The 21,226-nt window shown below is 75.0% G+C and carries 19 protein-coding genes; 11 read left to right on the forward strand and 8 right to left on the reverse strand.

All coding sequences use genetic code 11. From position 1 onward, the window contains the following. Window positions 1-82 precede the first annotated feature (82 nt). A complete protein-coding gene (locus GA0070614_RS16535; protein ID WP_088976807.1) occupies window positions 83-1,081 on the forward strand; it encodes a hypothetical protein in 999 nt (332 codons plus the stop codon). 99 nt (window positions 1,082-1,180) lie between these two features. Beyond that, window positions 1,181-1,777 carry a phosphatase PAP2 family protein gene (locus GA0070614_RS16540; protein WP_172892450.1) on the forward strand — a complete coding sequence of 199 codons (597 nt, stop codon included), beginning with the start codon at window positions 1,181-1,183 and terminating at the stop codon, window positions 1,775-1,777. Window positions 1,778-1,828: 51 nt separating this feature from the next. Here the strand turns inward: GA0070614_RS16540 and GA0070614_RS16545 are convergent, their stop codons facing one another. Next, window positions 1,829-2,515, reverse strand: coding sequence for an NUDIX hydrolase (locus GA0070614_RS16545; RefSeq protein ID WP_088976809.1), 687 nt, complete (start codon window positions 2,513-2,515; stop codon window positions 1,829-1,831). Window positions 2,516-2,590: 75 nt separating this feature from the next. Here GA0070614_RS16545 and GA0070614_RS16550 point away from each other — a divergent pair, with 75 nt between their 5' ends. Next, complete coding sequence (locus GA0070614_RS16550; RefSeq protein WP_088976810.1) at window positions 2,591-3,700, forward strand: SPFH domain-containing protein; 1,110 nt, start codon at window positions 2,591-2,593, stop codon at window positions 3,698-3,700. Further along, window positions 3,697-4,608, forward strand: coding sequence for a hypothetical protein (locus GA0070614_RS16555; RefSeq protein ID WP_088976811.1), 912 nt, complete (start codon window positions 3,697-3,699; stop codon window positions 4,606-4,608). Before GA0070614_RS16550 ends, GA0070614_RS16555 begins: the two co-directional genes overlap by 4 nt. Before the next feature lie 57 nt (window positions 4,609-4,665). Here GA0070614_RS16555 and GA0070614_RS16560 read toward each other — a convergent pair whose 3' ends face one another. The 3 genes from GA0070614_RS16560 to GA0070614_RS16570 form a co-directional block, all read right to left on the reverse strand. Next, complete coding sequence (locus GA0070614_RS16560; RefSeq protein WP_088976812.1) at window positions 4,666-5,892, reverse strand: hypothetical protein; 1,227 nt, start codon at window positions 5,890-5,892, stop codon at window positions 4,666-4,668. A gap of 65 nt (window positions 5,893-5,957) precedes the next feature. Continuing rightward, on the reverse strand, window positions 5,958-7,619 hold the full coding sequence (locus GA0070614_RS16565; RefSeq protein ID WP_088979468.1) for a GTPase: 1,662 nt from the start codon (window positions 7,617-7,619) through the stop codon (window positions 5,958-5,960). Between the two features lie 17 nt (window positions 7,620-7,636). Continuing rightward, the gene (locus tag GA0070614_RS16570) at window positions 7,637-9,472 is read right to left on the reverse strand and encodes a GTPase domain-containing protein (RefSeq protein WP_088976813.1); all 1,836 of its coding nucleotides are present in this window, start codon (window positions 9,470-9,472) and stop codon (window positions 7,637-7,639) included. A 208-nt stretch (window positions 9,473-9,680) separates the two neighbouring features. On the opposite strand from GA0070614_RS16570, the gene dnaK reads away from it, so the two are divergent. From dnaK to GA0070614_RS16595, 5 genes are all read left to right on the forward strand, one after another. Beyond that, window positions 9,681-11,540: a molecular chaperone DnaK gene (dnaK, locus tag GA0070614_RS16575; RefSeq protein ID WP_088976814.1), complete on the forward strand. Its 1,860-nt coding sequence runs from the start codon at window positions 9,681-9,683 to the stop codon at window positions 11,538-11,540. A gap of 45 nt (window positions 11,541-11,585) precedes the next feature. Next, on the forward strand, window positions 11,586-12,329 hold the full coding sequence (locus GA0070614_RS16580; RefSeq protein WP_088976815.1) for a nucleotide exchange factor GrpE: 744 nt from the start codon (window positions 11,586-11,588) through the stop codon (window positions 12,327-12,329). 79 nt (window positions 12,330-12,408) lie between these two features. Beyond that, window positions 12,409-13,593, forward strand: a complete 1,185-nt coding sequence (dnaJ, locus tag GA0070614_RS16585; RefSeq protein ID WP_088976816.1) for a molecular chaperone DnaJ — start codon at window positions 12,409-12,411, stop codon at window positions 13,591-13,593. 29 nt (window positions 13,594-13,622) lie between these two features. After that, complete coding sequence (locus tag GA0070614_RS16590) at window positions 13,623-14,060, forward strand: heat shock protein transcriptional repressor HspR (protein WP_088976817.1); 438 nt, start codon at window positions 13,623-13,625, stop codon at window positions 14,058-14,060. Window positions 14,061-14,324: 264 nt separating this feature from the next. Further along, the gene (locus GA0070614_RS16595) at window positions 14,325-14,534 is read left to right on the forward strand and encodes a hypothetical protein (RefSeq protein WP_088976818.1); all 210 of its coding nucleotides are present in this window, start codon (window positions 14,325-14,327) and stop codon (window positions 14,532-14,534) included. A 97-nt stretch (window positions 14,535-14,631) separates the two neighbouring features. Here GA0070614_RS16595 and GA0070614_RS30780 read toward each other — a convergent pair whose 3' ends face one another. Then, window positions 14,632-17,004: an MMPL family transporter gene (locus GA0070614_RS30780; RefSeq protein ID WP_197701339.1), complete on the reverse strand. Its 2,373-nt coding sequence runs from the start codon at window positions 17,002-17,004 to the stop codon at window positions 14,632-14,634. Between the two features lie 73 nt (window positions 17,005-17,077). Here GA0070614_RS30780 and GA0070614_RS16605 point away from each other — a divergent pair, with 73 nt between their 5' ends. Beyond that, window positions 17,078-17,713, forward strand: coding sequence for a TetR/AcrR family transcriptional regulator (locus GA0070614_RS16605; RefSeq protein ID WP_088976819.1), 636 nt, complete (start codon window positions 17,078-17,080; stop codon window positions 17,711-17,713). A gap of 39 nt (window positions 17,714-17,752) precedes the next feature. On the opposite strand, the gene GA0070614_RS16610 is transcribed toward GA0070614_RS16605, so the two are convergent. From GA0070614_RS16610 to GA0070614_RS16620, 3 genes are all read right to left on the reverse strand, one after another. Beyond that, entirely contained in the window at window positions 17,753-18,184 is a 432-nt protein-coding gene (locus GA0070614_RS16610) for a hypothetical protein (RefSeq protein ID WP_088976820.1), read from the reverse strand. Between the two features lie 171 nt (window positions 18,185-18,355). After that, window positions 18,356-19,561, reverse strand: a complete 1,206-nt coding sequence (locus GA0070614_RS16615) for a cation:proton antiporter (RefSeq protein ID WP_088976821.1) — start codon at window positions 19,559-19,561, stop codon at window positions 18,356-18,358. Between the two features lie 7 nt (window positions 19,562-19,568). After that, complete coding sequence (locus tag GA0070614_RS16620; protein ID WP_088976822.1) at window positions 19,569-20,069, reverse strand: cation:proton antiporter regulatory subunit; 501 nt, start codon at window positions 20,067-20,069, stop codon at window positions 19,569-19,571. A gap of 32 nt (window positions 20,070-20,101) precedes the next feature. Here GA0070614_RS16620 and GA0070614_RS16625 point away from each other — a divergent pair, with 32 nt between their 5' ends. Then, window positions 20,102-21,199: a hypothetical protein gene (locus GA0070614_RS16625; protein ID WP_088976823.1), complete on the forward strand. Its 1,098-nt coding sequence runs from the start codon at window positions 20,102-20,104 to the stop codon at window positions 21,197-21,199. Window positions 21,200-21,226 lie beyond the last annotated feature (27 nt).

Genomic DNA, 21,226 nt, shown 5'->3' on the forward strand with positions numbered 1-21,226 from the left:
CCGGATGGGCGATTAAAGCTCTTTGTCCGATTAGGGCTGGCTCTCCGGTGTTCCCTGCCCGTGGTCGACGAAGGAGTGCGTGGTGTCCGACCCAGCCGACGGTCCCCCCGCACCCTCGCTCGGCCGTCACCGCGCCGACGGCGGTTACCGCCGGATGATCGGCGCCCACCGCGCCCCGGCCTCCACCCGCCCCGGCCGGGGCTACCTCTTCACGGTGGCCCTGCTCGCCGGCGCCGCGTCGATGCCGATCCTCGCCGCGCTCAGCGCCGGCTCCGCGACGGTGGGCAGCAGCGCGCTGCCCGACGGCAGCACCCCGTTCCTGCCCACCCCGTCCGACGGGCCGGTGGTCGTCCCGGTGCCCGCCACCGACCAGCCCGCGGCACCGCCCGCCGGGCCGGACACCCTCCCGGTCGCCACGACCGCACCCGGTCCCGACCTGGCCGGCCTGATCCCGCTCGGCCCGCCGATGCCCCGGCTGCCCGTCACCCCCGGCACGGGCTCCTCCGGTCGCGCCCGCGCGCCCCTGCCCGGCAGCAGCAGCACCGCGTCGCCGCTGCCGCACCGGACGGCCGACCCGACGACCGGGCCGGGCCCGGCGCCGACCGGTTCACCCACTGCCGAGCCGACCGACTCCCCGACGGCCGACCCGGCGACCACCCTCATCCCGTTGCCCACCCTCATCCCGTTGCCCACGATCCTGCCGCTGCCCACGGCCATCCCGCTGCCCACCGTCATCCCGCTGCCGACGCTCGTCCCGCTGCCCACGGCCACCGTCGATCCGACCTCGGCCCCCACGGAGACCGTGACGGCCACACCGACCGCGCCGCCCACCCGGGCCCACCGGCCGGGGCCCGTTCCCGAGGCCCGGCCCCGCGCCACGCCCCGGCCCGCCCCGGCCGCCGACCGGCCCCGGCAGCGGGTCGCCGCCGACCGGCCGACCCGGGTGCCGTCGCCCGCGTCCCGGCCGCCGGCCGCCCCGGCGACCATCCCCGGCCCCGCCCCCCGGCACCCGGCCGAACCCGCGCGGACCAGCCACGACACCCCGGCCCCGGACGGTACGGTGACGGGCGACGCGAGCTGACCGGCGCGTACGCCCGGAAGGCGGGCCGATCGGTCGGGACGGATCGGGGACGGGGCGCTGAGCGGGGTCGACGGGAGCGGTGACGGCGGCGGGCCGCCCGTGGTCGTCGTACCGCCCGGACCGGCGACCCGGCTGGCCCGGCTGGTCACCGAGCTGACCGCCCCGGCCGTGCTGGTGAGCGTGCTGACCCTGGTGGTCGGCTGGCAGGCCGCCAGCGGGGCGCACGGGCTGGCCTGGGGGCTGCTCGCCACCCTCTTCGCCAGCGGCATCCCGTTCGCGTACATCCTCGGCGGGGTGCGGCGCGGGCGGCTCACCGACCACCACGTGGGGGTACGCGAGCAGCGCCGGGTACCCCTGCTCTTCGGTCTGGCCTCGGCGGCGGCCGGCCTGGCGCTGCTCGCGGCGCTCGGCGCGCCGCGTCCGGTCCTGGCCCTGGTCGCGGCCGGGGTGGTCGGCCTGGTGGTGGCGGTGGCCGTCAGTCACTGGTGGAAGATGTCGATCCACACGGCGGTGGCCGCCGGCGCGGTGGTGGTGCTGGCGCTCACCTTCGGTCCCCGGCTGCTGGCCGTCGCGCCGCTGCCCGTCCTGGCCGGCTGGTCCCGGGTACGGCTGCGCGCCCACACGGTGCCGCAGGTGGTGGTGGGTGGGGTGGTCGGCGCGGCCGTGGCCGGTCTGGTCTTCGCCGCCCTGCGCTGACGGGGTCGTGGCGTAGGCGGCCCCGCGCTGGTCGATCCGCCGGGGACCGGGTCAGCGGTCGGGGCGGAGCATCGGGGGATGCAGGAGGGTGGCGGGGCCGCGGCGGAAGAGCTGGGCCGGCCGGCCCCGCTCGCCCTCGGTGGAGCGGCCGACCGGTTCGACGAAGCCGGGGGTGCCGGTGACCTTGCGGTGGAAGTTGCGGGGGTCGAGGCGGGTGTCCCAGACCGTCTCGTAGACCGCGCGCAGCTGCGCGACGGTGAACTCGGCCGGGCAGAACGCGGTGGCCAGCGGGGTGTACTCCAGCTTCGCCCGGGCCCGTTCGAGGCCGTCGGCGACGATCCGGTCGTGGTCGAAGGCGAGCCGGCCGGCGGCGAGCCGGGAGACCGGCACCCAGTCGGCCGAGGCGGCGTCGGAGCCGGCCACCGGGGTGGGCAGGTCGGGCAGCAGGGCCAGCCAGGCCACGGTCACCACCCGGCCGCGCGGGTCCCGGTCCGGCCGGCCGTACGTGCCGAGCTGCTCCAGGTGCCCGGCCGGCTCGGGTAGCCCGGTCTCCTCGGCCAACTCGCGTACGGCGGCGTCGGGCAGGTCCTCGTCGATGCCGACGAAGCCACCGGGCAGCGCCCAGCACCCCTCGTACGGCGGCACGCCCCGGCGGACGAGCAGCAGGTGCAGCGCGTCGGCCCGGACGGTCAGCACCACCAGGTCGACGGTCACGGCGAAGGGCGGGTAGTCGGCCACGTCTTTATCACCACCTTGACGATAACCTAGCAGAGTGTTTATCGTCTAGACGACGAAAAACAGGGGAGGAACACCATGGCCGACGTGACGAAGCGACTCTTCCTGCGCCACCTGCGCGGCACCCCGACCACCTGGGTGCGGCTGACGGTGGGCGGCCGGGTCCGCCGGGAGGGCGTCGGGCTCTCCTTCTGGTACCGCCCGCTGCACGCCGTCCTCAGCGAGGTGCCGGTCGACGACCGGGAGCTGCCGCTGCTGTTCCACGCCCGCACCGGCGACTTCGCCGACATCACCGTCCAGGCCACCGTCACGTACCGGGTGGCCGATCCGGCGCTGGCCGCCGGCCGGCTCGACTTCTCCGTCGACCCGCGCACCGGGCGGGCCCGGTCCCGCCCCCTCGACCAGGTCGCCACGCTCCTCGCCGAACTGGCCCAGCAGCCCGCCCTCGACCTGCTCGCCCGGGTACCGCTGGCCGAGGCGCTGACCACCATCGCGCCGGTCCGCGAGGCGGTCTCCGCCGCGCTGCGCGACGAACCCCGCCTCGCCGACGTCGGGGTGGCCGTGGTCAGCGCCCGGGTGGTGGCCGTCCGCCCCGAGCCCGAGCTGGAACGGGCGCTCCAGACGCCCACCCGGGAGGCGGTGCAGGTGCAGGCCGACCGGGCCACCTACGCCCGGCGTGCCCAGGCGGTCGAGCAGGAGCGCTCCATCGCCGAGAACGAACTCCAGAACAAGATCGAGCTGGCCCGCCGCGAGCAGCAGCTCGTCGAGCAGCACGGCGCGAACACCCGCCGCCGGGCCGAGCTGGACGCCGCCGCCGAACTGGCCACCGCGCACGGCAAGGCCGAACGCGAGAAGGTCGCCGACGCGGCCGCCGCCGAGCGGGCCCGGGTCCTGGCCACCGCCGAGGCCGAGAAGGAGCGCCTGCTCGCCGCCGGCGCCGCCGACAAGGAGCGGGCGCTGGCCGCCGCCAAGGCCGACACCGTACGGGCCGTCGGCGCCGCCGAGGCCGAGGCGGAGGCGGCGAAGCTGGCCGCGTACGCCGCACTGCCACCGGAGGTGCTGCGCGCGCTGACCGTCCGGGAGCTGGCCGGCCGGCTCCCGCAGATCGGGCAGCTCACGGTGACCCCCGACATGCTCTCCGACCTGCTCGGCCGGCTCACCGGCCCGGCCCCGGCGGCCGACCGGTGAGCGCGACGCTGACCCCCCGGGTCGTCGTGGTGCGCCGCCGCAGCGAGCTGGAGGAACTCCTGGCGCTGCACGGCACCCGGGCCGCCGCCGAGTGGTACCTGCGCGAGCGGGGCCGGGACCTCGCCGAGGTGGTCGACCGGCACGAGGCGCTCCAGGCGGCGCTGACCACGGTGGCCGCCGCCGTCCCGGCCGACTGGCGGCGAGGCGCGGTGGACCGGGACGACCTGCCCCGCTTCCTCTTCGGCCCGGAGGACGTCGTGGTCACCGTCGGGCCCGACGGGCTGGTCGCCAACGTGGCGAAGTACCTCGCCGGCCAGCCGGTGATCGGCGTCGACCCGGAGCCCGGCCGCAACGCGGGCGTCCTGGTCCGGTGCGCCGCCGCCCAGGTCGCGGCCCTGCTCCCGGCGGTCGCCGCCGGGGCGGCGCCGGTCCGGCGGCGGTGCATGGTCCGCGCCGCGCTCGACGACGGGCAGGAACTGGTCGGCCTCAACGAGGTGTACGTCGGGCACACCTCGCACCAGTCCGCCCGCTACCTGATCACGGTCGGCGAGGGCGGGCGGGCCCGGCGGGAACGGCACTCCTCCTCCGGGGTGGTGGTGGGCAGCGGTACGGGGGCGACCGGCTGGTGCGCGTCGATCGCGCGCGACCGTCCGGGTGCGCCGCGCCCACCCGCCCCGGAGGAGGCGGCGCTGTGCTGGTTCGTCCGCGAGGCGTGGCCCTCCCCGGTCACCGGTGTCGAGCTGGTCTCCGGCCGACTCGACGGCGCGGACCGGCTGGAGCTGACCGCCGAGTCCGACGGCCTGGTGGTCTTCGCCGACGGACTGGAGACCGACCGGCTCGCCCTGCGCTGGGGGCAACGGGTGCACGTCGGGGTCGCCCCGGGCCGGCTCACCCTGGTCGAGCCGTGACACCCATCGGCCCCGGCCCGGGCTGACCCGGGCACGGGACGGCCAACGGGTCGGCGGTCAGGGGGTGTCGTCGGTCAGGTGCTGGCGGTTGGCCTGGAACCAGGCGTCCAGCGCGGCCGGGTCGTCCGGGTCGACGCCGTCGGCCATCAACTGGGCCACGGCGGCCGTGGCGGGGCTGCGCCGCTCACCCGTCGAGTAGAGCCGGGCGAACTCCGGCACCAGCTCCTCGATCGCCTCGTCGGTCCGGGTCGCCGCCGCCTCCGGCAGCCCCCGCCGCCGGGCCGCGTACGCCGCCCAGGCCCGCAGCACCCGGGGCAGCATCGCCGCGTCGTCCATGTCCAGCACGGCCCGCCGGTGCACCCAGTCCAGCAGGAACAGGCCGGCCACGGCCGGGCTCCAGCGCAGCGCGTCGGCGTCCGGGAAGCTCGCCGCGTGGTCGAAGAGCAGGCCCAGGCAGAAGTGCAGCGAGGCCAGCTCGGCGTCGCCGTCCAGCGCGTCCAGCCCGAACCGGGCCGCCTCCGGGGCGGCCAGGAAGGCCCGGACCAGCGCGGTGCGCTCGTCACCGCTGAGCGGCTCGGCACCCCAGCCGGCGGAGTCGGCGGACGGGCCGGGCAGCAGCGCCAGCCGCGCCCCGACCAGCGCCCGGTCGGTGGCGAGGGAGCCATCGGCGGGCAGTTCCCCGAGGTCGTCGGTGACGGCCAGGTGGCGGCGCACCTCGCCGTGCATCCGGGCCGGGTCCTCCTCGCGGAACCAGGTCAGGTCGTCGCCGGCGCACATCTGCCGGACCTGGTCGAGGATCCGCTCGGCGGGGCCGCCGACGAAGACGTCCTTGGTGATGCCGATGTTGTGGTCGACCAGCGCCACCAGCGCGTGCTCGGGGCCGCCGGACTCGTCGTCGTAGGCGAAGGTGGCCAGGTAGGAGGTCTGGTCGCCGTACACGTCGCCGTACGACCAGGTGCCGGTGAGGTGGACCCGGCCGAGCTGGCCGGACCAGGCCGGGGCGCGGGTGCCGGGGCGTACCTTCGCGGCGCCCTCGGCGTCCGGCACGAGCGTGGCGAAGACCGAGCGGATGGTGGCCGCGGCGGCCGTGCGGCGGCGGGAGGTGGCGGTCAGGAAGCCGGCGACGAACTCGCGGACGGCGTTCTCCCGGTCCGTCTCGGCGATCGCGTAGACGCTGCCCAGCAGGGCGGTGCCGAGCATCTCGGCGTCGAGCGCGCAGTCGAGCCGGGTCACGTCCCGGGCGGCGTGCAGCACCGCGTCGTAGGGGGTCTGTGGCGTGGCCATGCACCGACCCTACGCCGAGTGGGCCGCACCGACCTCCGGCGTCTGGGCCGCACCGACCTCCGGCGTCACCGGCCGGCGTCGCGCAAGGCCGTCCGGGCCTGCCCGTACCGGTCCAGGACGGCCCGGACCGGGGTGACGACGTACTCCGCGCCGACCGCGGCCACCGCGCCGGTCAGCCGCTTTTCGGCCCGCTGCCGGGCCCGGCGGGACGCCCAGCGGACCACCGGACGGGTCGCCGCGGCGACCAGCAGGCCGGCGAGCAGGCCGCCGAGGAGCAGCAGCGTCGGCAGCGGCACCTCGCCCACCATCGGGTTGTCGAGGTCGGGCAGCCCGAGCGCGCGCAGCGCGTAGCCGAGCACCAGCCAGCCGAGCCCGGCCACCGCCGCGAGCGTGACCAGCCACTGGAGGCCGCCGACGAGGCGCCACCACACCGGCCGGCGGTCCATGCCGAGATCGGTGCCGGCCACCGCGCGGTCCAACGCGTCCGGCAGGTCGCCGAGGCGGGACCGGGCGGCCGTGGTGACCGCCTCCGGCCAGGGGGCGGGGAGGCCCTCGCCGCTGCGGTCGGCGACCTGCCGGATCGCCAGCCCGAGGGCGGACCGTTGGGCGGCCGTCGGGTCGGGCACCGAGGTCGCCGCGACCAGGCTCTCCTCCTGCTGGTCGGCGTCCGCCGCCGGGCCGGGCAGGTGCAGCCGGCGCAACGGGTCCGGACGCAGCTTCCGCCAGCCGCGCACCAGCGGCCAGCCGGTCGCCCCGCCGGCCCGGTGCCGGTACGCCCCCTCGACCGCCTCGGCCACCGCCGGCACGCCGGCCGCGCCGGCCAGCGCCCGGTCCAGCGAGCGGACCGTCGCCTCGTCCGGCGCGTCCTTCGGCACCTCGGCGGTGACCAGCTCACTCAGGCTGTCGACGACGGTGTCGACGTCGCCGGAGAGCCGGCGCAGGGCGGCCTGGCGTTCGGCGACCGTGCCCTCCAGCGCCTGCCGCAGCCCGACGATGCCGGCCGGGTCCACCGCGTACGTCGCCAGCAGCGGCACGCCGTCCAGCCCGTCGGCGTCGAGCAGCCGGCGCAGGTCGTCGAGGACCCGGGGCAGCTCGTTGGCGGGGAGCCGGTCGGCCTGGTTGAGCACGACCAGGGTGACGTCCTTGTGCCGATGGAACTCGCGCAGGTAGCTGGTGTGGATCACGCGGTCGGCGTACTTCTGCGGGTCGACCACCCAGACCACCAGGTCGACCAGGCCGAGCAGCCGGTCCACCTCCAGCCGGTGGGACCGCTGCACCGAGTCGAAGTCGGGCAGGTCGAGCAGGACCAGCCCGTGCAGGGTGGACTCGTCGTCGCCGTCCAGCGCGCTCTCCCGGACGAACCGGTGCCGGGGCAGCACGCCGACCCAGTCGAGCAGCCGGTTCGCGCCGTCCAGTGGCCCCCAGACGCAGGCGTGCGCCACGCCGGTGGTGGGCCGGCGCACGCCCACCGGGGAGAGGTCCAGCCGGGCCAGCGCGTTGAACAGGCTGGACTTGCCGCTGCCGGTGGCGCCGGCGAGCGCCACCACGGTGTGGTCCCGGGACAACGACAGCCGGGTGCCGGCCCGTTCCACCAGGGTGTGCGCGCCGACCAGCCGGGAGTCGGGGACCTGCCCGTCCACCGCGTCGAGGAACCGGCGTACCGCGTCGAGGCGGGCGACCAGGGTGTCGGCGTCCACCCGTTGATCGCCCCGGAACGCCTCGCGCATCCGGCCGACGATGCCGGTCACCGGCCGTCCCCCGCCGGCAGGGTGGCGGACTCGCCGTCGGCCAGGCCGCTGCGGTGCCGGGCCACTTCGACCCGGCCGGCGGCCTGGCGCAGCCCGGCGCCGGCGTCCGCGCCGGGGCGGGCCTCGTCGGTACGCGCCAGGTAGCGGGCGGCCTCGGTGTCCAGCAGCGCGCGGACCCGGTCGAGCAGGTCGGCCCGGGCCTTGTTGGCCAGGGTACGCACGGCCTGGTCGCCGAAGATCGCCTGGAGCACGGTCTGCGCGGCGACCGTGGTGCCCGCCCCGGTGGCCACCTCCAGCCCGGTCGGGATGAAGGCGGTGGAGGCGAAGACCGCGATCATGACGGCGAGCCCGGTGGCGTTGACCGCGTACGCGGCCGTCCGGGCCACGAAGCGCCGGTCGCTCCCCTCGGCCTTGACCAGTTCCAGCACCCCGCGCTGCCAGTCGCGGACCAGCCGCTCGGCGCGCTCGGGCAGGTCGTCCGAGGGGTGGGCCAGCTCCGGGGCGAGCAGCGCCGCCCCGGCCGGGTGCGCCTTCCACCCGGTGTACGCGCTCTCGGCCGCCTCGGAGGCGACCCCGCGCAGCAGGGTGACCAGCTGTGACTCGATGGCGTGGCGCAGTTCGACGGCGGGGGTGGTGGGACGCCCGGTCACCGCGGCGACCAGCCGGTCGCGCAGTCGCCCGATCCGCGCCTCGACGGTGCGGAAGAACTCGCCGGTGCCGACGAACTCCTGCCAGCGGGCCAGCACCTCGCCGCGGAGCAGCCGGCCGTCCTTCAGTCCTTCCTCGACGGTCCGCTGCGCCCCCCGGTACGCCGCGCGGACCCGCTCGTCGAGCGCGTCGGCGGCGGCGGCCTGCTCGTCGGCGGCCTCGGCGAGCGCCTCGACGGTGGGGTGCAGGGAGGCGAGCGCGCCGTCGAGGGTCTGCCGGACCACGGCGGCCCGGGCCTCGGCGTCGGCGGCCAGCCGGGCGAACCAGGCGCTCAGCGGCGCGGTGACCTTCTCCGGCAGCAGCCCCTGACCGTCCACCCAGGTCTCGGGGAGGACGAAGAGCGGTGCGGTGTCGAGTTCCTGGGCGGCGAGCATCTCCGACAGGTGGGCGGCGATCTCGTCGGCGGCCTCCGGCGGCACCCGGTCGAGGACCAGGGCGATCGCGGCGCCCCGGGACCGGGCGCTGCGCAGCAGCTCCCAGGGGACGGCGTCGGCGTACCGGGCGGCGGTGGTGACGAAGAGCCAGAGGTCGGCGGCGGCCAGGAGCTGCCCGGCGAGGGCCCGGTTGGCGTCGACCACCGAGTCGATGTCGGGGGCGTCGAGGAAGGCCAGCCCGGGTGGGAGCGCGGGCGCGGTGACCAGGTGCAGGGTGCGCGGGTCCTCGGCCGGTTCGGTGGTGCGGGTGAGGCCGGGCAGCAGCTCGCCCTGGCGGAACCAGGCGGCGTCGGCGGGGTTGCAGACCAGCACCGGGGAGCGGGTGGTCGGACGGAGTACGCCGGCGGCGCTGACCCGCGCCTTGACCAGGCTGTTGACCAGGGTCGACTTGCCGGCGCCGGTGGAGCCGCCGACGACCACCAGCAGCGGCGCGTCGAGCCGGGCGAGGCGGGGCAGCAGGTAGTCGTCGAGCTGGTCGGCGAGGGCGGTGGCGGTGCGCCGGGCCGGCTCGGCCGAGGGCAGGGTGAGCGGGAACCGGGCGGCGCCGATCGCGGCCCGCAGCCCGGTCAGCGCGGCCGGCAGGCCGTCCCCGGTGGCGCCGGGCGTGTCCTCGGTGGCGTCCGGCGACCCGGTGCGGGCGGCGACGGTGGGCGCGCCGGACCGGGTGGCGGGATCGCCTTTCGTCGTCACCGCTAAAGCGTGCCCGACCGATGCAAGGGAAGACAACCGGACGGTAATAACGGTCGGGTTGCGTCGGGGGGACTCAACCTCGACTTGCGGTTTCCCGGCGGCGTGGCACTATTGAGTCAAGTTCACTCAACTTGTGGTGCGGTCGCTGCGGGCGGCCCGCCGGGCAGGCCCTCCGACCTGCTCATCGTTACGAAGCGAGGAAGCGAAGATGGCACGTGCGGTCGGTATCGACCTCGGCACGACGAACTCCTGCGTCAGCGTTCTCGAGGGCGGTGAGCCCACCGTCATCGCCAACGCTGAGGGCTCGCGGACGACCCCGTCGATCGTCGCGTTCGCCCGCAACGGCGAGGTGCTCGTCGGTGAGGTCGCCAAGCGTCAGGCGGTGACCAACCCGGACCGGACGATCCGCTCGGTCAAGCGGGAGATCGGCACCAACTGGACCGTCGACATCGACGGCAAGAAGTACACCCCGCAGGAGATCTCGGCGCGCACGCTGATGAAGCTCAAGCGGGACGCCGAGGCGTACCTGGGCGAGCAGATCACCGACGCGGTGATCACCGTCCCCGCGTACTTCAACGACGGCCAGCGCCAGGCCACCAAGGAGGCCGGTGAGATCGCCGGCTTCAACGTGCTGCGGATCGTCAACGAGCCGACCGCCGCCGCCCTGGCGTACGGGCTGGACAAGGGCTCCAAGGAGCAGACCGTCCTGGTCTTCGACCTCGGTGGCGGCACCTTCGACGTGTCGCTGCTGGAGCTGGCCGAGGGCGTCATCGAGGTCAAGTCCACCTCGGGTGACAACCACCTCGGTGGCGACGACTGGGACCAGCGCATCATCGACCACCTGGTGAAGACCTTCCGTGGCGAGCACGGCATCGACCTGGCCCAGGACAAGATGGCCCTGCAGCGGCTCCGCGAGGCCGCCGAGAAGGCCAAGATCGAGCTGTCCGCCGCCACCACCACCAACATCAACCTGCCGTACATCACCGCCGGCGCGGCCGGCCCGCTGCACCTGGACGTGACGCTCAGCCGCGCCGAGTTCCAGCGGATGACGCAGGACCTGCTGGACCGCTGCAAGGGCCCGTTCGAGCAGGCCGTGAAGGACGCCGGGATCAAGGTCTCCGACGTCGACCACGTGATCCTGGTCGGCGGCTCGACCCGGATGCCGGCCGTGACCGACCTGGTCAAGCAACTCACCGGCCGCGACCCCAACAAGGGCGTCAACCCGGACGAGGTCGTCGCCGTCGGCGCGGCCCTGCAGGCCGGCGTGCTCAAGGGCGAGGTCAAGGACGTCCTGCTGCTCGACGTGACCCCGCTGAGCCTGGGCATCGAGACCAAGGGCGGCATCTTCACCAAGCTGATCGAGCGCAACACCACCATCCCGACCAAGCGGTCCGAGGTCTTCACCACGGCCGACGACAACCAGCCGTCGGTGCTGATCCAGGTCTTCCAGGGTGAGCGCGAGATCGCCGCCTACAACAAGAAGCTCGGCACCTTCGAGCTGACCGGCCTCCCGCCGGCGCCGCGCGGCGTCCCGCAGATCGAGGTCACGTTCGACATCGACGCCAACGGCATCGTGAACGTGCACGCGAAGGACCTGGGCACCGGCAAGGAGCAGAAGATGACGATCACCGGCGGCTCCTCGCTGCCGAAGGACGACATCGAGCGGATGCGCCGGGACGCCGAGGAGCACGCCGACGACGACAAGCGTCGGCGCGAGGAGGCGGAGACCCGCAACCTGGCCGAGGCGCTGCAGTGGCAGACCGAGAAGTTCCTCGCCGAGAGCGGCGACAAGCTGCCCACCGAGAACCGCGACCAGATCAACGAGGCCCTCGGCGAGCTGCGCGGCGCGCTCGGCGGCCAGGACATCGAGAAGATCAAGTCGGCCCACGAGCGGCTGGCCCAGGTCTCCCAGCAGGCCGGTTCGCTGCTCTACTCGCAGCAGGGCGAGCAGGGCGAGCAGCCCGGCGCGGCCGGCCCCGGTGCGGGCGCGGGCGCTGCCGGCGGCCCGCAGGCCGGCGGCGCGGACGACGTGGTCGACGCGGAGATCGTGGACGAGGACAAGAAGTGACGCTCCCCGGACACGGAACCACGGCTGAGGGATCGAGGTAGTCGCATGACGGAGAAGCCACGAGCCGCCGACCCGGCCTCCACCGGGTCGACGCCGGGTGGCTCCGCGCCCGCCGAGCAGGCCAACGGCGACGGGCCGCGGGTCGTCATCCGCAACAACCGCAAGATCGGCAAGACCGAGGAGACGCCCGCCGCGGCCGACGCCGGGGCGGACGCCCCGGCCGAGGGTCTGGTCGAGGAGGGCGAGGTCGTGGTCGACGAGATCGAGGTCGAGGCGACCTCGGTCTCCGGACCGCCGGTGGTGGACGCGCCGGCACAGCCGGTCGAGGAGGCCGCCGCGCCGGCCGCGCCGCTCGGCGCCGAGCTGGAGGCCCTCCGGGCCGAACTCGACGAGCGGACCCGGGACGTGCAGCGGGTGTCGGCGGAGTACGCCAACTACCGCAAGCGGGTGGACCGCGACCGCGCCCTGGTCCAGGAGCAGGCCACCGGCTCGGTGCTCGCCGCGCTGCTGCCGATCCTGGACGACCTGGACCGGGCCCGCGAGCACGGTGACCTGGTCGGGCCGTTCGGCACCGTGGCCGAGCAGCTCACCACGGCGCTGGGCAAGTTCGGGCTCACTCCCTTCGGGGAGCAGGGCGACCCGTTCGACCCGACCCGGCACGAGGCGGTCGCGCACCAGACCTCGGCCGACGTGGACGCGCCGACCTGCGTCCAGGTGATGCGCCGGGGCTACCTGCTCGGGGAGCGGCTGCTGCGGCCCGCGCTGGTCGCGGTCGCCGACCCGGAATAGTGCACGACCATCCGGTCGCCCCGCCTGCCCCGACCGGGCGGGTGGGGCGACCGGGCCACATCGCGAAGGGGGTGGACCGGTGAGTTCCAAGGACTGGATCGAGAAGGACTACTACGCCGCGCTCGGCGTGCAGAAGTCCGCCTCCTCGGACGAGATCAAGAAGGCGTACCGGAAGTTGGCCCGGGAGTCCCACCCGGACCACAACCCCGGTGACCCGAAGGCCGAGGAGCGGTTCAAGGCCGTCTCCGAGGCGTACGCGGTGCTCGGCGACGAGGCCAAGCGCCGCGAGTACGACGAGATGCGGTCGCTCTTCGGCTCGGGCGCGTTCCGGCGCGGCGCCCGGGGCGGGCAGCCCGGCGGCGGGGTGCCGTTCGACGTCTCCGACCTGTTCGGCGGCGCGGCCGGCGGCGGCGACACCCGGTTCGGCGGGGGCGGCTTCACCGACCTGTTCAGCACGATCTTCTCCGGTGGCGGGGCCGGTGGACCGGCCCGGGCCCGGGGCCCGGCGCGCGGTCGGGACGTCGAGGCCGAGGTGGCGCTCGACTTCGACGACGCGGTACGCGGGGTGACCCTCCCGCTGTCGCTGCGCGCGCCCGGGGTCTGCGACACCTGCCACGGCAACGGCGCGAAGCCCGGCACCCAGCCGAAGGCGTGCCCGGTCTGCCACGGCGCCGGGGTGACCAACCGCAACCAGGGGTCGTTCAGCTTCTCCGAGCCGTGCCGCAACTGCCAGGGCGTGGGCACCGTCGTGGAGGAGAAGTGCCCGGAGTGCCAGGGCACCGGCGGGGTGACCAAGACCCGGACGCTGAACGTGCGCTTCCCCGCCGGGGTGGCCGACGGTCAGCGGATCCGGTTGGCCGGGCGCGGTGAGCCGGGCGAGCGCGGCGGGCCGGCGGGTGACCTGTTCGTACAGGTGAAGGTCCGCCCGGACGAGCTGTTCGGGCGTACCGGGGACGATCTCACCCTGGCCGTCCCGATCACCTTCGCCGAGGCGGTGCTCGGCACCGACCTGCGGGTACCCACGCTCGACGGCGCGGTGACCCTGCGGGTGCCGCCGGGCACGCCGTCCGGCCGGGTGCTGCGGGCCCGCGGCAAGGGTGTGGTGCGCAAGGACGGGCAGGCCGGCGACCTGCTGGTCACGCTCGACGTGGTGGTGCCGGCGACGGTGTCGGACGAGGCCCGGTCGGCGCTGGAGTCGTTCGCGGCGCGGACGCCGCCGGCGGCTCGGGAACATCTCGACGCGCGGGTGCGTCGGGTCGGTTGACCGGTGGATCGGGTGCGGAGGTGAGCGGGATGTCGGGCGGATACGTCGGTTCGGATGACCCTGCCTACGAGGCCAAGGTGCTGATGATCTCGGTCGCGGCGCGGATGGCGGGCATGCACCCGCAGACCCTGCGCCAGTACGACCGACTGGGGCTGGTGCAGGCCGGCCGGGCGGCCGGCGGTGGGCGGCGCTACAGCGTGCGCGACGTGGTGCTGCTGCGCGAGGTGCAGCGGCTCAGCCAGGACGAGGGCGTCAACCTCGCCGGGGTCAAGCGGATCATCGGGCTGGAGCGACTGCTGGAGCAGGCGCAGCAGCGGGTGGCCCGGCTGGAGGCGGAGCTGGACGCCGCGTACCGGCGCATCGCCGAACTGGAGGCGATGGCCGCCTTCCCCGGTCGGGACCTGGTGCCCACCAACCGCACCTCCACCGCGCTCGTGGTGTGGCGGCCCCGCCGCACCGAGCGCTGAACACGCCCCGTCGCGCCCGGCCGCCTTCCGCGCGGCCGGGCGCGACCACGTCCACGCCCCGTCCGATGCCTGCGGCGTAGCGACCAGCGCCGCGGGCCGGCGGGTCGTCGGTGGAACACCATGGACGTGATCATGGGCGTTTGACGTACATGGCGTTCCACTCAGCGCGGTGTTGCCGGTTTGCCCGCGAGGGCGGCAGAGGCTTCGCTAGCCTGTGAATCAGGTCCAACCGACTCAATCCGGACTCCGATGGCAGGGGGAGCCATGGCGGAATCGGCGAAGAAGGTTGCCCAGCAGGCAGAGGACCGGCTCGACAAGGTGGCGAAGAACGTCCGGGAGAGGTTCGACCGGATCACCGAGGGCCGCTTCACTGACGAGATCAAGAACGGCAGGTTCGCCGATCAGGTCGACCACGGCGTCGACCAGGGGCGCGCCGAGGCGAGACGCCGCAATCAGGGTGGATCGGCACGCTGACGATCCGCCGACGTGCGGGCCGGGACCCACGGGGGGTCCCGGCCCGTTCGCCGTCCGGCGCGGGCCGAGACGCCGGTGTCGCCGTTGCGGGGTCGTCTCAGCTCGTGCGGGTCGGGGTGGGGCGCGCGTCGGCGGCCGGCTCGTGGACGGACGGCCACCAGGCGCGGTGGCCGAGCATGCCCAGCACCGCCGGCGCCAGCACCACCCGGATCACCGTCGCGTCCACCAGCACCGCCGTGGCCAGCCCGATCCCGATCATCTTGACCAGGGTGTCGTCGATGGCGGCGAAGCTGACGAAGACCACCGCCATGATGGTCGCCGCCGCCGTGATCACCCGGCCCGTCCCGGCCAGGCCGGCCACCACCGCCCGGTGCGGGTCCCCGGTGCGCCGGTACTCCTCCTGCACCGAGGAGAGCAGGAACACCTCGTAGTCCATGGAGAGCCCGAAGAGGATCGCGAAGAGCAGCATCGGCACCACCGACATGATCGGCACCGGTTGATCCACCCCGAGCAGGGACAACCCCCAACCCCACTGGAAGACCGCGACCAGCACGCCGTACGCGGCGCCGATGGAGAGCAGCGCCATCAGCGCGGCCTTCACCGCGATCAGCGGCGCCCGGAACATCGCCACCAGCAGCAGGCCGCCGGCCACCACCACGCCGAGCACCACCCAGGGCAGCCGGCGGGCGACCGCGTCGGCCATGTCGATCATGTACGCCGTCTGGCCGCCGACCGCCACCCGCGCGCCGTCGGGGCCCAGCGCCGAGGGTCCGACGGTACGGCGGATCCGGTGCACCAGATCGGCGACCTGCTGGTCCTGCGGCGCGTGCCGGGGCACCACGGTGAGCAGCGCCAGGGTGCCGTCCGGGCTGCGTACCGGCGGGGTGGCCAGTGCCACCTCGGGATCGGCGGTGAGCGCGTCGGCCAGTCGGGCGAGGGAGCCGTCGGTCGGTGTGCCGGCGGGCCGGTGCACCGCCAGGACGAGCGGCGCGTTCCAGCCCGGCCCCAGTTCCCGCCGCACGGTGTCGTACGCCTGCCGCTGCGGCCAGCTCTCCGGCTGGTTGCCGTCGTCCGGGGTGCCCAGTCGCAGGGTGAGCAGCGGGGCGGCGAGCCCCAGCAGCACCACCGTGGCACCCACCCCGTACGCGACCCGTCTCCGGTCCAGGTGCCACCCCCACCGCACCCACCACCCCGGCCGCCCCCGCTCCCCACTCACGCCCCCGCCCGGCTGCCCGGCCCCGCCCGGCCTCCCGGCCCCGCTTCCATCTGTGTCGATCAAGAGGTTTGGGTCCACATCCGGCCCGTTTCCGGACCCGAACCTCTTGATCACCGACGCTGCCCCCGCCGACACCGACGCTGCCCCCGCCGACACCGACGCTGCCGACGCCGTCCCGGCCCTCGCGGATGGCGACGTCGACGTCTCCGCCGCCCCAGGCGGCGGGTTGCGGCGGCGGGGGAGGCGGCCGAGGTTGACGCGGGGGCCGAGCAGGCCGAGGAGGGCGGGTAGGAGGGTGAGGGCGGCGACCATCATCGCGGCGACCGTCAGCGCGGCGGCCACGCCCAGCGCGCCGACGAACGGGATGCCGGTGAACACCAGCCCGAGGATGGCGACCACGACGGTCGCGCCCGCGAAGAGGACGGCGTGCCCGGCGGTGGCGACGGCCCGGCCGGCGGCGGCCACCGTGGGCAGCCCCTCGGCGAGGGCGGCGCGGAACCGGGTGACCACGAAGAGCGCGTAGTCGATGCCGGCGCCGAGCCCGAGCATCACCGCCACGATCGGCGCGGCGGTGGGGATCTCCGTGGTCGCGGCGGCGATCAGCATCAGGCCGGTGCCGACCACCAGCCCGGCGAGCGCCACCAGGATCGGCAGCCCGGCCGCCACCGCCGAGCCGAACGCCACGAGCAGCACCAGCAGGGCGACGCCGAGCCCGACCGCCTCCGCCGGCCCGGTCTCCGGCTCGAAGGCCAAGTCGACGACGAGGCCACGGAAGGTGACCTCGACGCCGTGTGCGCGTACCTGGCCGGCGGCCGCGTCGAGCCGGTGGTACGCCTCGGGCCCGAGGTCGCCGAGTTCCTCGCCGTAGCGGACGGTCCCGACGGCGGTGCGGCCGTCCGGTGCGACCACCCCCCGGCCCGCGAGCGGGTCCTCGACGGCGGTGACGCCGGGCTGGCGGCGGATCGCCGCCGTCATCGCCGTGATCGCGGCCTGCCGCTCGGGGGTGCGCAGGTCCCCGTCGGGGCTGTGCCAGACCACTTCGGCGCTGGCCGCGCCGTACTCGGGGAAGGCGTCGCGGGCCAGGTCGGCGGCGCGTTGGGACTCCGCTCCGGGGATCCGGAAGTCGTTGACGAAGCCGCCGCCCACCGCCGGTCCGACGGCGATCAGGGCGACGGCCGCCAGCAGCCAGAGGCCGAGGGTGCGCCAGGGGTGGCCGGCGGTGGCGCGGCCGAGCCGATCGAGGGTCCGTTCCATGGGAGCAGAAAAACACACTGACTGCATTTTTGCAACGAGTGCAGTTAGGCAGCCGGTGCAGTAACCTGTCGGGATGACGACCGGCCCGGGCCTGCGGGAGCGCAAGAAGGAGCGCACCCGCCAGGCGTTGATCTCCGCCGCCCTGGAGCTGTTCGCGCAGCGCGGGTACGACGCCACGACCGTCGCCGACATCGCGGCCGGAGCGGACGTCTCCACCCGGACCTTCTTCAGCTACTTCCCGAGCAAGGAGGAGATCCTCTTCGCCGACACCGAGGAGCGACTGGCGCTGGCCTTCGCCGTCATCGACGAACGGCGGCCCGGCGACGAGCCGGTGGACGTGCTGGTCCGCGCGATCACCGTCATCCTCGACCGGGCCGAGCGGTTCGGTCAGGTCTTCGACCGTGCGGTCCCGGTGCGGATCCGCATGGTCTTCTCGGTGCCGTCGGTGCAGGGGATGGCGCTGCGACGGCTGCTCTCCGCCCAGCGGCGGTTGGCCGACCGGCTGCACGCGGCCTTCCCGGACCGGCTGGACCGGGTCGAGGCCGCCGCCGTGGTGGGGGCGCTCGTCGGCGCGGTGGTGAACACCCTGCTCTCGCTGGCGGAGTCACCGGAGCATGCGGAGCAACTGCTCACCGGGGACCCCGAACCGGTCCTCGGGCACCTGCGCCGCGCGGTCGACGTCGCCGTACGCGGCATCGCGTCGCGCTGACCGGCGGCGGGTCAGCAGAACGCGCTGATCGGCAGCGGGTCAGCCGATCCGGCGGTTCTCCCGGACCAGGCCACCCTCGCACCAGTCGCGGTACACGAAGAGGTCCTGCCGGGCGAGCAGCACCCGGCTGTTGTGCGCCCAGTTGCGCATCAGCTCGTCGCCCTCCCGCTCGGCCTGCTCGACCAGCTTGCGGAAGCGGCGCTTCGGGTGGGCCCGGAAGTTCGTCCGGATCCCGTCCGCCGCGTAGATGTAGAGGCAGTGCAGGGCGAACCGGCGGGCCGGGCAGCCCGGGTCCATGGCCAGGTCGAAGAGGGTGAGCACCAGGTGGTCCCCGGCGACGAGCAGGTCCCAGTCCGGCGGCATCGACGACAGCGGCACCGAGTCGGGGTGGTACGCCCAGGCCCGCAACTCCGCCGCCGACGGGTCGACGGGGTTGGCGAAGCCGTGGAACGTCGAATCCTGCGCGTTCACCGGCCAACCTTCCGCTCGCCCGCGGGGCGTTCCGGCCACCCGCGGGACCCCTGGCTTGCTGGGGCGAAACGGTAGCCGCAGGCAGCGGGCCGACGGAAGAGGCGGTCGGGACCAATTCGGCAACGGCCGGACCGGCCGGGTCACCCGTACGGGCGACCCGGCCGGGTGGACTCAGTCCGTCGCGGTGACCGGCTCCGGGCGGCGCACGACCGCCCGCCGCCGCAGCCAGGCCTTGAACCAGGCCATGTCGGGCAGCCGGGCCAGCATCGGCCCGGTCACCACCGTGATCAGCACGTACGCCGTGGCGAGCGCCGCGAGCCGGGGCTCGACGGTGCCGGCGGCCACCGCGAGGCCGGCGATGACGATGGAGAACTCACCGCGTGGCATCAACGCGAAGCCGGCCCGCCAGCGACCGGGCTCGGCGATGCCGACCCGCCGGGCCGCCAGGTAGCCGGTGAGCAGCTTGGTGCCCATGGTGACCACCGCCAGGGCCAGCGCCGGCAGCAGCACCGGAGGCATGTCCCGGGGGTCGGTGACCAGGCCGAAGAAGACGAAGAACACCGCCGCGAAGAGGTCCCGCAGCGGGGAGAGCAGCTCCGTCGCGTGGTGCGCGACCGGCCCGGAGAGCGCGATGCCGACCAGGAACGCACCGACCGCGGCGGAGACCTGGAGCTTGGCCGCGACGCCGGCGACCAGCAGGGTCAGGCCGAGCACGCCGAGCAGCAGCGCCTCCGGATCCTTCGCCGACATCGCCGTGGAGATGACGTTGCCGTACCGGATGGCGACGACCAGCACCACGGCCACGGTGAGCACCGCGACGGCCAGGCTGATGCCGCCCTTGACCAGCCCGACGCCGGCCAGCAGGGCGGTGACCAGCGGCAGGTAGAGCGCCATGGCCAGGTCCTCGATGACCAGGACGGAGAGGATCACCGGGGTCTCCCGGTTACCGACCCGGCCCAGGTCGTTGAGGACCTTGGCGATCACCCCGGAGGACGAGATCCAGGTGATGCCGCCGAGCACCACGGCGGCCACCCAGCCCCAGCCGAGCAGCAGCGCGAACGCGAAGCCGGGCAGGGCGTTGAGCAGCGCGTCGATCAGCCCGGCGGGGGCGGCGGAGCGGAGATTGCCGACGAGTTCGTTGGCGCTGTACTCCAGGCCGAGCATGACCAGCAGCAGGATGACGCCGATCTCGGCGCCGACGGCGAAGAACTCCTCGCTGGCGGCGAGTTCGAGCACGCCGCCGTGGCCGAAGGCGAGGCCGGCGATCAGGTAGAGGGGGATCGGGGAGACGCCGAAGCGGCGGCTGAGCCGACCGAGCAGACCGAGCAGGAAGAGGAGCGCGCCGACCTCGACGAGCAGTGTCGTGGTTTCGTGCATCCGCGCCTCAGCCGTCCGGGTCGCTGTCGGCGAGGATCGCGGTGACGCCGTCGAGCCCCTGGCGGGTGCCGACCACGACCACCACGTCACCGGCCGCGAAGCGGAAGGTGGGATCCGGGGAGACGTTCACCTCGCCCTGACGGAGCACCGCCACGATCGAGGCGCCGGTGCGGGTACGCGCGTGGGTGTCGCCGAGCCGCTTGTTGACGTACTTCGACCCTGCCGGGATGGCGATCTGCTCGGTGAGCAGCCCGGCGGCCTGCTCGCGCAGACCGGAGAGCTGGCCGAGCATCAGCGACGCGCCGAGGATGTCGGCGAGCGCCTCCGCCTCGTCGTCGGTCAGCGGGATGTCGTGCTGGCAGGAATCGGGATCGTCCGGGTCGTACAGGACGAGGTCACGGCGGCCATTGCGGTGGGAGACCACGCCGAGGCGGCGGCCGGATTCCGTCATCAGATCATGACGTACGCCGATCCCCGGTAGGGCAGTCTGTTCGACACGTACTCGCACCCGGGGAAGGCTACTCCCTCAAGGAGGCGTCCATGATCGGTCGTCCGATCCGCCCGCTGGTCGGCCTGCTGCTCGTACCGGCGCTGGTGGCCTGCTCGGTGGTGGGTGACGTCCGGCGGGACCCGCCGGCCCGGACGTCCGCGCCACCCGGGTCGGTCGCGCCCGCGCCGCCGCCGTCGGCGCAGCCCCCCGCCGAGGTGCGCCCCGTCCGGGTCGCCGTGCCCGCGCGGTACGACCCGCCGTACCTGGAGTTCGTCGACGCCGACCACGGCTGGGCCCTCTTCGCCACCTGCGACGGCGGCCCACCGGGGCGGAACTGTCCGGCGCTGCTCTTCGGCACCGTCGACGGTGGCTGGTCCTGGCGGTCGCTGCGGCACCCCCGGCCGGTGGCGGAGGGCCAGCAGCTCTACGCCGCCCGGGGGCTGCTGGTGCTCTGGGCCGAGCCGCACGGCTGGTACACCTCGACCGACGGCGGCGCGCGGTTCTCCCGTTCCGCCGGGGTGCCGGCGGCGTGGACGGCCGCGCAGGGCCGGTTCCAGGTCGACGAGGCCACCGGGAAGGTGGCCGAGTGGGACGGGCGGCGACTGCGCCCGCTGGCCGCGCAGCCGTCCGTGCCCGGGTTGAACACCGTCGACGGCAGTGACGGCCTGCTGGTGGTGGCCGCCGGGGCGGTCGACGGGAAGCCGTACGCGGCGGTGTCGTTCGACCGGGGGCGGCGCTGGCTGTCCACTCCGGTGCCCGCGCCCGACGGCGAGGTGGGCCCGGTACGGGCGCTGGTCGAGCCGGACGGCACGGCGTGGCTGGTCGGCGAGCGGCCGGACCGGACGGGCTGGCCGGGGTTGTGGCGGCTGCGGGGAGGCTGGGAGCCGGTGGGGGTGGACGGGCATCCGACGGAGCTGCGTTCCGTCGCGCCGATCGGCGGCGGGCTGCTCGCGGTGACCGGCTCGCGCGGGGCGGGCGTGGTGGGTGACGGCTACGCCGACCTGCCCTGGCCGATCGGACCCGAGCACCACCTGCGGGTGCTGGCCGACAGCACACTGGCCGCGACCGGCGGGCCCGGCGAGGTGCTGCTCGGCGTCGGGTACCAGACCGACCGGCGGTGGATCCGGGTGCTCGTCTCCGGAGAGTGAGCTGGCTCACACCGCTAGAGTTGAGCG

The sequence above is a fragment of the Micromonospora coxensis genome (genome assembly GCF_900090295.1).
In the GTDB taxonomy this organism is placed as follows: Bacteria; Actinomycetota; Actinomycetes; order Mycobacteriales; family Micromonosporaceae; genus Micromonospora; species Micromonospora coxensis.